This window comes from Streptomyces sp. WAC 04229 (assembly GCF_003947455.1).
Classification (GTDB): domain Bacteria; phylum Actinomycetota; class Actinomycetes; order Streptomycetales; family Streptomycetaceae; genus Streptomyces.
The window spans coordinates 1-10,486 of record NZ_QHJH01000236.1; the positions used below are offsets into that span (position 1 = coordinate 1).

The 10,486-nt window shown below is 71.4% G+C and carries 11 protein-coding genes and 1 pseudogene; 2 read left to right on the forward strand and 10 right to left on the reverse strand.

Going from position 1 to position 10,486, the window contains the following annotated elements; translation table 11 throughout:
* Positions 1–78: 78 nt before the first annotated feature.
* Complete coding sequence (locus tag DMH12_RS34420; protein WP_125495265.1) at positions 79–1,938, reverse strand: prolyl oligopeptidase family serine peptidase; 1,860 nt, start codon at positions 1,936–1,938, stop codon at positions 79–81.
* A 143-nt stretch (positions 1,939–2,081) separates the two neighbouring features.
* Between DMH12_RS34420 and DMH12_RS34425 the strand changes: the two genes are divergently transcribed.
* Positions 2,082–2,912, forward strand: a complete 831-nt coding sequence (locus tag DMH12_RS34425) for an SURF1 family protein (protein ID WP_185832725.1) — start codon at positions 2,082–2,084, stop codon at positions 2,910–2,912.
* An 11-nt stretch (positions 2,913–2,923) separates the two neighbouring features.
* On the opposite strand, the gene DMH12_RS34430 is transcribed toward DMH12_RS34425, so the two are convergent.
* The 9 genes from DMH12_RS34430 to DMH12_RS34470 all read right to left on the reverse strand — a co-directional run bounded on the left by DMH12_RS34430 (position 2,924) and on the right by DMH12_RS34470 (position 10,065).
* Positions 2,924–4,171 (reverse strand): hypothetical protein, encoded by a 1,248-nt coding sequence (locus tag DMH12_RS34430; protein ID WP_260474452.1) that lies wholly within the window; start codon positions 4,169–4,171, stop codon positions 2,924–2,926.
* Complete coding sequence (locus DMH12_RS34435) at positions 4,168–4,743, reverse strand: SigE family RNA polymerase sigma factor (protein WP_125495267.1); 576 nt, start codon at positions 4,741–4,743, stop codon at positions 4,168–4,170. The genes DMH12_RS34430 and DMH12_RS34435 overlap by 4 nt, the downstream gene beginning before the upstream one ends.
* A gap of 514 nt (positions 4,744–5,257) precedes the next feature.
* Positions 5,258–6,325 (reverse strand): aspartate-semialdehyde dehydrogenase, encoded by a 1,068-nt coding sequence (locus DMH12_RS34440; RefSeq protein WP_125495268.1) that lies wholly within the window; start codon positions 6,323–6,325, stop codon positions 5,258–5,260.
* Positions 6,325–7,602 (reverse strand): aspartate kinase, encoded by a 1,278-nt coding sequence (locus DMH12_RS34445; protein WP_064729024.1) that lies wholly within the window; start codon positions 7,600–7,602, stop codon positions 6,325–6,327. The genes DMH12_RS34440 and DMH12_RS34445 overlap by 1 nt, the downstream gene beginning before the upstream one ends.
* Before the next feature lie 242 nt (positions 7,603–7,844).
* Positions 7,845–8,030 (reverse strand): DUF397 domain-containing protein, encoded by a 186-nt coding sequence (locus DMH12_RS34450; RefSeq protein ID WP_125495269.1) that lies wholly within the window; start codon positions 8,028–8,030, stop codon positions 7,845–7,847.
* Positions 8,023–8,316 (reverse strand): helix-turn-helix domain-containing protein, encoded by a 294-nt coding sequence (locus DMH12_RS34455; protein WP_125495270.1) that lies wholly within the window; start codon positions 8,314–8,316, stop codon positions 8,023–8,025. Before DMH12_RS34455 ends, DMH12_RS34450 begins: the two co-directional genes overlap by 8 nt.
* A 79-nt stretch (positions 8,317–8,395) precedes the next feature.
* Positions 8,396–9,055 carry a DUF5063 domain-containing protein gene (locus DMH12_RS34460; RefSeq protein ID WP_125495271.1) on the reverse strand — a complete coding sequence of 220 codons (660 nt, stop codon included), beginning with the start codon at positions 9,053–9,055 and terminating at the stop codon, positions 8,396–8,398.
* Positions 9,048–9,647 carry a recombination mediator RecR gene (recR, locus tag DMH12_RS34465; RefSeq protein WP_064729020.1) on the reverse strand — a complete coding sequence of 200 codons (600 nt, stop codon included), beginning with the start codon at positions 9,645–9,647 and terminating at the stop codon, positions 9,048–9,050. The genes DMH12_RS34460 and recR overlap by 8 nt, the downstream gene beginning before the upstream one ends.
* 73 nt (positions 9,648–9,720) lie before the next feature.
* The gene (locus DMH12_RS34470; RefSeq protein WP_079163602.1) at positions 9,721–10,065 is read right to left on the reverse strand and encodes a YbaB/EbfC family nucleoid-associated protein; all 345 of its coding nucleotides are present in this window, start codon (positions 10,063–10,065) and stop codon (positions 9,721–9,723) included.
* A 230-nt stretch (positions 10,066–10,295) separates the two neighbouring features.
* On the opposite strand from DMH12_RS34470, the pseudogene DMH12_RS34475 reads away from it, so the two are divergent.
* A pseudogene (locus tag DMH12_RS34475) lies at positions 10,296–10,486 on the forward strand (hypothetical protein); the annotation flags it as partial.

A 10,486-nucleotide genomic window follows, 5' to 3' on the forward strand; every position in this document is an offset into this window, starting at 1 on the left:
CCCCTGGACCCCCGGCCTTTGCCCACCCACCACCCGACTCGGTTGGGAGAGAGGGTCAGGTCGAAAAGCGTCGGAACTCTAGGCGCCCTTCGGCAGATACCTCTCCGCGAAGTCCAGTTCCAGGCGGACCTGCTTGATGCGTTCGTCGACGACCAGGGAGCCGTGGCCCGCGTCGTAGCGGTAGATCTCGTGGACGGCGCCGCGGGACTCCAGGCGCTTGACGTAGTTCTCGACCTGGCGGATCGGGCAGCGTGGGTCGTTGACCCCGGCCGAGATGTAGACGGGGGCCTTGACGTCGTCGACGTAGGTCAGCGGGGAGGACGCCTCGAAGCGCTCGGGGACCTCCTCGGGGGTGCCGCCCAGCAGGGTGCGGTCGAGGGCCTTCAGGCCCTCCATCTCGTCGTGGTACGCGGTGACGTAGTCGGCGACCGGGACGGCGGCGATGCCCAGGGTCCACGCCTCGGGCTGGGTGCCGATGCCGAGGAGCGTGAGGTACCCGCCCCAGGAGCCGCCGGTGAGGATGAGGCGGCCGGGGTCGGCGAGGCCGGAGGTGACCGCCCACTCGCGCACCGCCGCGATGTCCTCCAGCTCGATGAGTCCCACCCGGTGCTTGAGGGCGTCGGTCCAGGCGCGTCCGTACCCGGTGGAGCCCCGGTAGTTGACACGGACCACCGCGTATCCGTGGTCCACCCAGGCGGCCGGGCCGGCGGCGAAGGAGTCGCTGTCGTGCCAGGTCGGGCCGCCGTGGATGTCGAAGACCGTCGGGAGCGGGCCGGTCGCGCCGGCGGGCTTCTGGACCAGGGCGTGGATGCGGCCGCCGGGGCCCTCCACCCACACGTCCTCCACCGGGACCGAGCGCGGCGACTTCATGCCGGGCGGGTCCAGGACGACGCGGCCGGTGGTGGAGCGGACGGCCGAGGGCTCGGCGGCCGAGGACCACAGGTACTCCACGGTGCCGTCCGGGCGGGCCGTCGCCCCGGAGACGGTGCCCGCGGGCGTCTCGATCTCGGCCAGCTCGCGCTCGGCGAAGTCGTACCGGAACAGCTCGCTGCGGGCCTCGAAGCCGTGCACGATCAGCAGGGCGCTGCCGTCCGGGAACCACTCGGCGCTGACGTCGCCCGGCAGCTCCAGGGCGAGGTCGGTCTGCTCCCCCGTCGCCACGTCCCACACCAGCGGCTCCCAGCGGCCCCGGCGCTGGTGCCCGATGAGCAGGCGGGTGTCGCCGTCGACCGGCGCGAAGCCCAGGACCTCCAGGCCCAGCTCCTCCTCGCCGCCCGCCGTGTCGTCCAGCTCGGCGACCGTCGTGCCGTCGGGGCGCAGCACGCGCAGCGCCGAGTGCATCGCGTCGCCGTGCTCGGTGTGCTCGATCGCGATCAGCGTGCCGTCGTGCGAGAGGTCGCCGACGCCCGCGGACTCGCGGTGCCGGTAGATCTCCGCCGGGGCGGCGCCGTCCCCGCGCGCGAGATGGATGGTCGTACCCTCCTCGTCGGTGGAGCGGCCGACCACCGCCGTACGTCCGTCGCGGCCGAGGGCGAGGCCCGCCGGGTAGGAGGGGTCGAGGCCCGGCACGGCCGCCTCGTCCGCCCCGCCCGCGAAGGGCTGGCGGCGCCAGACGCCGAACTCATCGCCGTCCTTGTCGTCGAACCACCAGATCCAGTCGCCGTCGGGCGAGAGCACGCCGTCCGTCGTTCCGTTGGGCCGGTCGGTGACCTGGCGCTGGTCACCGGAGGCGCGGTCCCAGGCGTACAGCTCGTACGTCCCCGTCGCGTTCGACACGAACAGGGAGCGGTCCGGGGCGTCCTCGGCCCAGTCGGGCAGGGACACCCTGGGCGCCCGGAACCGCTTCTCCCACTCGGGCATCTGCTCGCCCTGCGTCTGCCGCTCGTCCGACTCGTCCGACGACTTGTCCGACCGAACGGACCCGTTGCTCTCAGTCATGGCCCCATACTGCCCCGACCCGCCGACCGCGCGCAGACGGGATCCCCAGCCTGTGGACAACCTCGCCCGTCCACCCGCCGGCCCGCACGTTTTCCACAGCCCCGAAGCAGGGGCGCACCGGCCCGCCCCGTACCGTGGAGGGCGTGTACCGGTTTCTGCTGACGCCCCGATGGTGGGGGATCAACGTCTTCGTCGTCCTGGCCATCCCCTTCTGCATCTTCATGGGTTCCTGGCAGCTGGGCCGCTTCGAGGACCGGGTGCAGGACCACGAGACGGCGGCCACCCAGCACGAGGAGGCCCGCCGGGACGCGCCCCGCCCGCTGGACGAGCTGCTGCCGCTGGACAAGTCCACGGTCGGCAAGCAGGCCACCGCCACCGGCCGGTACGACGACCAGCTGCTCGTCCCCGAGCGGAAGCTGGACGACCGGGAGGGCTACTACGTCCTCACGCTGCTGCGCACCGACGACGGCCGCGCGCTGCCGGTGGTACGCGGCTGGCTGCCGGGCGCACCCGACCCGGCGAAGGTCCCGGCCCCGCCCGCCGGCGAGGTCACCGTCACGGGAGCGCTGCAGGCCCCGGAGTCACCGGGCGGCAACGGCGTCAGCGGGCGCTCCGGATGGCCCGCCGGGCAGACCGGCTCGATCAGCGCGGCGACGCTGCTGAACCTCGTGCCGTACGACGTGTACGACGCGTGGGTCACGCTGAACAGCGGCGACTCCGGGATGCGGGCCGTGCCCGTCAGCGCGCCGCAGAACAGCGGCCTCGACCTGAAGGCGTTCCAGAACCTCGGCTACACCGCCGAGTGGTTCGCCTTCGTGGGCTTCGTGATCTTCATGTGGTTCCGGCTGCTGCGTCGCGAGGTCGAACTCGCCCGGGACGCGCAGCTGGGGCTGACGGTGGAGGAGGCGCAGGACGCCGAGACCGCCGGGGAAGAGACCGAGCGGGCGGCGCGGCCCAGCCCGTCCAACGCCTGAGCAGGCGCCCCTTACGACTCCGTGCCCGCCAGCACACCCGTCCAGTACACGGTGCCCACGCACGCGTTGGACACCGTGGCCGTGGCCGAGCCGGACCCGCCCTCCGGGGCGTAGGTCACCGACACGCTTCCGTCCGCCGGTCCGTCCTCGCTGAGCAGCTGCGTCGTGGGACCGGCCTCGGCGCCGCCCGTGGAGGTGCCGCCCGCGGCGGTCGTGTCCCCGGTGGGCGAGGGGTCCGGCGAGGGTCCGCCGGTGCTGCCCCCGGTGGTGCCGCCGGTGGTGGGACAGGTCTCCGAGGGCACCCATGCGAACTGCACCTCGTACCCGGAGGCCGGCGCCAGGGTCACTGCCGCGGTCTCCAGGGACGGGTCGGGCAGTCCGGCCGCGGCGTCGCCCGCCACATGCCGTGCCGTGCCGATCCTGGAGCGGTCCGCGGCTCCCTGCGAGGCGGTGGACACGCTGCCGGGGCCGGTGACGGTGCAGCCGTCCGAGGAGACGTTGGTGACCCGGAACGAGCCGTAGACCACGCCCGCCGAGTCGGGCTCGGCGATGCTGGCGACGGCCGACGCGAGCTGCTTCGGCGCACACGCCGGAACGTCGGCGGCGACGCTGGGCGAGGGGGCCGTCCCGGGTGCGGAACCCGTGGCCGCGCCGCTCTGCTCGCCTTCCGGCGTCTTCTCGGGGTCGGTGCGGTCCTCGCCCTCGGCGGTGCCCGGGGAGCCGACGACACCGCTCTGGCCGCCGGCCGGGTCCTTGCCCTGGGAGGAGCCGCCCTGGGCCTGCGAGGCATGGCCCGCGACGGACGGGTCGGCGCCCGGGCCGGTGGAGTTGGAGACGTGCACGAGGGCGGGGACCGCGGTGCCCAGGAAGAGGGCGGCGGCGGCCACTCCGACGGCGGCCTGGCGCTTGCGGGCCCGCCGGGCGGGTACCGCGCGGCGCAGGTGTTCCAGGGTGCCTTCGCTCGGCTCGACGTCCTGGACGGCCTGCTGCAGCATCCGGCGCAGCGCCGCCTCGTCGGCGTCGGGCCCGTCCTGCCCTCGCGGGTCGGGGCCCTGGTCGGCGGGGCCGTGGTTCACAGTTCCGTTCCCAGCGTCGTGCGTGTGCTTCTGCTGATCCTGTCCGGCGGTCGCGGCCACCGGGTCCGCCGCGGCCGGTCCGTCCGACGCGGCGGGTCCGTCCGGCGCGGGCCCCTCCCGGGGAACGGTCCCTTCCTGCGACGCGCCCTCTTCCCGCGGAGCGTGCCCCTTGCCGTCACTCATGCCGGTGCCTCCATGGCCACCCTGAGCGCCGCGATGCCGCGTGAACCGTACGCCTTCACCGAGCCGAGGGATATACCGAGCGTCTCGGCGACCTGTGCCTCGGTCATGTCGGCGAAGTAGCGCAGGACCAGGACCTCGCGCTGGCGGCGCTGGAGCCCTTTCATCGCCTTGATCAGGGAGTCGCGCTCCAACTGGTCGTAGGCGCCCTCCTCCGCGCTCGCCATGTCCGGCATCGGCTTGGAGAGCAGCTTGAGGCCCAGGATGCGGCGGCGCAGCGCCGAACGCGACAGGTTGACGACGGTCTGGCGCAGATACGCCAGGGTCTTCTCCGGGTCGCGGACGCGTTTGCGCGCGGAGTGCACGCGGATGAAGGCCTCCTGGACGACGTCCTCGCATGAGGCGGTGTCGTCGAGGAGCAGGGCCGCGAGGCCGAGCAGCGACCGGTAGTGCGCCCGGTACGTCTCGGTGAGGTGGTCGACGGTGGTACCCGCCGCCACCGTGTCGTCCGAGCCGTCGCGCTGGTTCGAGATGCGGGCCGGCCGCGCTGCTGGCATCGGCGCGATCACCGGCATGCCACCGGCCGGACCGGCCACACGGGGGCGGACTGACCGGCCGGGGGCCCGCACAGCGGGACCACGCGTCGATGCGGTGAATTCGAGTACCTCTGCCACGCCTGTTGGACACGCCGACCCCCGCGAGGGTTGTACGTGCCGGGCGTCACGTTCCCGTGTCGGTCCTGTCCGTCGGGCAGCCGCCCGGCTGACGGTGCGTCATACGCCCTCATCGTCCGCTCATCCCCTATGTCCCATGTGAACGAGCGTCCCCACGCCCGCCCTCGGCGTCCCCACGCCGACCCACGCGTCTCCGCGCCCTGAATGGGTGACCGCAAAGACGCTCCCCGCCTTCCGCACGGTTGCGGAGGGCGGGGAGGAAATCCTCTGACGGCACAGGTGCCGGGTACAAGTAGTCCGGACCAACTTCCGGATCACATCTCGTCCACAGATCCTACAAAGGAAACCCACGGTGGCCAGGGCATTTCGCCCCTCTGATGGGGCCTGACGGGATTTGAGGGAGCCTGATGGGGGTTCAGGCGAACTCGGCGGCCACCAGCTCCGCGATCTGCGCGGTGTTCAGCGCGGCGCCCTTGCGCAGGTTGTCCCCGCAGACGAAGAGTTCCAGCGCCGTCGGGTCGTCCAGCGCCCGCCGTACCCGCCCCACCCAGGTGGGGTCGGTGCCGACCACGTCGGCGGGGGTGGGGAACTCCCCCGCGGCCGGGTTGTCGAAGAGGACGACGCCGGGCGCGGTGGCCAGGATCTCCCGGGCCCGGTCGACGGTGACCTCGCCCTCGAAACGGGCGTGCACGGTCAGGGAATGGGTGGTGACGACGGGGACCCGTACACACGTCACGGCCACCGGAAGCTGCGGCAGTCCGAGGATCTTGCGGGACTCGTCCCGCACCTTCATCTCCTCCGACGACCAGCCGTCCTCGCGCAGCGACCCGGCCCACGGTACGACGTTCAGCGCGACCGGCTCCGGGAACGGCCCGGTGTCGTCGCCGACGGCCCGCCGCACGTCACCGGGGTGCGTCCCCAGCTCGGTGCCGGCCACCAGGGAAAGCTGCCGGCGCAGCGTGTCCACGCCCTCCCGGCCCGCGCCGCTGACCGCCTGGTACGAGGAGACGACCAGCTCGCGCAGCCCGAACTCGGCGTGCAGCGCGCCCGTCGCCACGATCATGGAGAGGGTGGTGCAGTTGGGGTTGGCGACGATGCCCCGCGGCCGCATCCGCAGCGCGTGCGGGTTGACCTCGGGCACGACGAGCGGCACGTCCGGGTCCATCCGGAACGCGCCGGAGTTGTCGACCACCACCACCCCCTTGGCGGCGGCGATCGGCGCCCACTGCGCGGCGACCTCGTCGGGGACGTCGAACATGGCGACGTCGACGCCGTCGAAGGCCTCCTCGGTGAGCGCGACGACCTCGACCTCCTCGCCGCGCACGGCCAGCTTGCGGCCGGCCGAGCGCGGCGAGGCGATCAGGCGGATGTCACCCCAGACGTCCGCGTGCTGGGACAGGATCGTGAGCATGACCGTGCCGACGGCACCGGTCGCGCCCACGACGGCGAGCGTGGGCCGCCCGTCCCGTGCGGTGACGGACATCAGCGGCCGGTGCCCCCGTAGACGACTGCCTCATCGCTGTCGGAGTCGAGACCGAAGGCGGAGTGCACGGCGCGCACGGCCTCGTTCACGTCGTCCTTGCGGGTGACGACCGAGATGCGGATCTCGGAGGTCGAGATCAGCTCGATGTTCACCCCGGCGTCGGAGAGCGCCGTGAAGAAGTCGGCGGTGACGCCCGGGTGGCTCTTCATACCCGCGCCGACCAGCGAGATCTTGCCGATCTGGTCGTCGTAGCGCAGGGAGTCGAAGCCGATGCCGGCGCGGTTCTTCTCCAGCGCGTCGATGGCCTTGCGGCCCTCGGACTTCGGCAGGGTGAAGGAGATGTCCGTCAGGCCCGTGGAGGCGGCGGACACGTTCTGCACGACCATGTCGATGTTGACCTGGGCGTCCGCGATCGCCCGGAAGATCGCGGCGGCCTCGCCCGGCTTGTCCGGCACGCCGACGACCGTGACCTTTGCCTCCGAGGTGTCGTGTGCGACTCCGGAGATGAGGGCCTGCTCCACCTGCTTTTCCCCTTGCTTGATCGGCTCGCTGCTGACCCACGTGCCCTGGAGTCCGCTGAAGCTGGACCGGACGTGGATCGGGATGTTGTACCGGCGGGCGTACTCCACGCAGCGGTGGAGGAGCACCTTGGAACCGCTGGCCGCGAGCTCCAGCATGTCCTCGAAGGAGATCCAGTCGATCTTCTTCGCCTTCTTCACGACGCGCGGGTCGGCGGTGAACACGCCGTCGACGTCGGTGTAGATCTCGCAGACGTCCGCGTCGAGCGCGGCGGCGAGGGCCACGGCCGTCGTGTCGGACCCGCCACGCCCGAGCGTGGTGATGTCCTTGCTGTCCTGGCTGACGCCCTGGAAGCCGGCCACGATGGCGACGTTGCCCTCGTCCACCGAGGTCTTGATACGCCCCGGGGTCACGTCGATGATCCGGGCCTTGTTGTGGACCGAGTCGGTGATGACTCCGGCCTGGCTGCCGGTGAACGACTGGGCCTCGTGGCCCAGGTTTTTGATCGCCATGGCCAGCAGCGCCATGGAGATACGCTCTCCGGCGGTCAGCAGCATGTCGAGTTCACGCCCGGCAGGGATCGGGGAAACCTGCTCGGCGAGATCGATCAGCTCGTCCGTCGTGTCGCCCATCGCGGAAACGACGGCGACCACCTGGTTGCCGTTCTTCTTCGCTTCCACGATCCGCTTGGCGACGCGCTTGATGCCCTCGGCATCGGCTACGGAGGAGCCTCCGTACTTCTGCACGACAAGGCCCACGTGCGCTCCTCGCTCAATCCGTCTCTTTCCGCACGTACGTATATGTACTGCGGTCGGCTCATTTTACCGAGCGTCCGGGTTTCGCCTCTGCGGTATCGCATGGTGAGACCCGGGTACTCGCTCAGGCTGGCTCATGCCCAACCGAAGACGGGTCACTCGGGAAAGTGCGGCGTGTCACACGTTCACAAGTATCTTTCCGTTCCGTAAAACCCGCACCCGGGGCCCCTCACGGCCCCCGGCGCTCAGGCTTCCGGCCGGACCGCGGCGATGAATGCCGACCAGGAACCCGGCGAGATCTGGAGCTCGGGACCGGAAGCGGCCGACTTGGAGTCACGGATGTGGACGGCGTCGTCGTGGGCGACCTCGACGCACGCGCCGCCCTCGTTGTCGCTGTAGCTCGACTTGAACCACTTCAACCGATCACTCACGCCGGCCCGCCTTCCGCTCGATCAAGCGGGCCGTCTCATCGGGGTCGAGGGCCCTCGCCGCGCTCAGCATGCCCTGCGCGCCGCAGAGTTCGTCCGCGATGTCGAGGAGGCGGGGCGACGGCATCCGTACGCCCCGTTCCATGGACGAGATGGTCTCGGGGGCGTAGTTGGCCGCGGCGGCCAAGGCCTCGCGGCTGACGTTGGCGAGGGTGCGCCAGCGTCTGATCTGGTTGCCGCCGTAGCACCAGGCCGCGGGTGACCGGGAGTTGTCGTTCGGTACCGGCACAGCGTCCACCTCCGGCTACTCGTGGACTACCGAGCGTATCGCCGACGATGGCTGTGCGTGACCGGGGCGGACGAGGTCGTCACTTCACCGGCCGCAGCCCCAGCGGTCCCGCGATCTCCTCCACCATGACCCTGCCGGCCTCCGATTCCAGGGTGTCGTCGCCGAGGTCCTCGTCGGTGTCCAGGCCGTCGAGGGCGGCCAGGGGCTGGTTGAGGCGGACGTGGGCGACGACCGACTGGAGGGCGCGCAGGGTGGCGGAGGCGGTGGAGCCCCAGTTGGAGAAGTAGGAGAACTGCCACCACCACAGGGCCTCCGTGGTGCGGCCGGCCTTGTAGTGGACCATGCCGTGGCGGAGGTCGGTGATGACGTCGGTGAGGTCGTCGGAGATACGGGCCGGGACCGGGGCCTTGCGCGGCTCGTAGGGGTCGAAGACCTCGGAGTAGACGTCGATGGGGTCGAGGATGCGGGCGAGGTTCTCGCGGAGTTCGTCGACGTCGAGTTCCGGGCCCGGGTCGGGCTCGTAGCGCTCGTCGGGGACGATGTCCTCGTGGGCGCCCAGGCGGCCGCCGGCCAGCATCAGCTGGGAGACCTCAAGGAGCAGGAAGGGGACGGCCGAGTCCGGTTCGTCGCCCTTGGCCACCTCCGTGACCGCGACCAGGAAGCTTTCGATCTGGTCCGCGATCTGGACCGCGAAGTCGTCGGGGTTCTGGTTGGTCGCGTGCAGCGTGGCGTCAGACATCTAGGAGTCGTCTCCCCTCGAAGGCGCGACCGAGAGTCACCTCGTCCGCGTATTCCAGGTCCCCACCCACCGGGAGGCCGCTGGCCAGGCGGGTGACCTTGAGGCCCATGGGCTTGATCATGCGGGCGAGGTACGTGGCCGTGGCCTCGCCCTCCAGATTCGGGTCCGTGGCCAGGATCAGCTCCGTCACCGTGCCGTCGGCCAGGCGGGCCAGCAGTTCACGGATGCGGAGGTCGTCGGGGCCGACCCCGTCGATCGGGCTGATCGCGCCGCCGAGCACGTGGTAGCGCCCGCGGAACTCGCGGGTGCGCTCGATGGCGACGACGTCCTTCGGTTCCTCCACCACGCAGATGACGGCGGGGTCGCGCCGGGGGTCGCGGCAGATGTTGCACTGCTCCTCCTGCGCCACGTTCCCGCAGGTCGCGCAGAAGCGGACCTTGGCCTTCACTTCCATGAGGGCCTGGGCGAGCCGTCGTACGTCGGTCGGTTCCGCCTGGAGGACGTGGAAGGCGATCCGCTGCGCGCTCTTGGGACCGACGCCGGGCAGGCGCCCGAGCTCGTCGATGAGGTCCTGGACCACGCCTTCGTACAACGGACTGCCGTCCTTCCTGAGGTTCCTGCACTACGTACGGTAGATGGCTTCCGCCGGTCTGAGAAAGGCGAACTCAGAAAGGCAGGCCGGGGATGCCGCTGCCGCCGCCCATGCCCTGGGCGAGGGGTCCGAGCTTCTCCTGCTGGAGGGTCTGCGCGTTCTCGTTGGCCGCCTGGACGGCGGCGACGACCAGGTCTGCGAGGGTCTCGGTGTCCTCGGGGTCCACCGCCTTCGGGTCGATCACGAGGCCGCGCAGCTCGCCGGAGCCGGTGACCGTCGCCTTCACCAGGCCGCCGCCCGCCTGGCCCTCGACCTCGGTCTGTGCCAGTTCCTCCTGGGCCCGGGCGAGGTCCTGCTGCATCTTCTGGGCCTGCTGGAGCAACTGCTGCATGTTGGGCTGGCCACCACCGGGGATCACGTTCGGCTCCTGTCGCTACGGCTCGTCGCGGATTTTTCCCGTTCGGCACGAGCCTACGTGGTCCGGGCGGCCCTCGCCCCAGCACTCTTTCGAGTGATGTCGCCCCAGTCCTATACCTGATCAAGGGCATCTTCTGGGCGGAAAGACGACGGAACCCACGGTTTCGCCACCCATTGGGCGGTAGGAAGGGTTCCGAGCAGGAGCGGACGGTGAGCAGTAGGGAGTGCCGGGTGGGTCAGCCGGAGAGGCAGCCCGAGGGGCCGCCGCAGGACGGGCGGGGCGAGCAGGGGGCGGCCGGGGCGCGGCCGGGCGACCTGGCCGGACGGGCGTTTCCGCTCGGCGACTGGGCGCTGCCCGCCGACCGGCTGGACGAGCTGTACCGGTGGGTGGAGCGGGGTGCGCTGGACACGGCGGCCTGGTA

Excerpts from the sequence above, each read along its gene's own strand:
- DMH12_RS34430 (WP_260474452.1), bottom strand. The coding sequence starts at position 4,171 with ATGAGTGACGGCAAGGGGCACGCTCCGCGGGAAGAGGGCGCGTCGCAG.
- DMH12_RS34435 (WP_125495267.1), bottom strand. The coding sequence starts at position 4,743 with ATGCCGGTGATCGCGCCGATGCCAGCAGCGCGGCCGGCCCGCATCTCG.
- DMH12_RS34440 (WP_125495268.1), bottom strand. The coding sequence starts at position 6,325 with ATGTCCGTCACCGCACGGGACGGGCGGCCCACGCTCGCCGTCGTGGGC.
- DMH12_RS34420 (WP_125495265.1), bottom strand. The coding sequence starts at position 1,938 with ATGACTGAGAGCAACGGGTCCGTTCGGTCGGACAAGTCGTCGGACGAG.
- DMH12_RS34460 (WP_125495271.1), bottom strand. The coding sequence starts at position 9,055 with ATGTCTGACGCCACGCTGCACGCGACCAACCAGAACCCCGACGACTTC.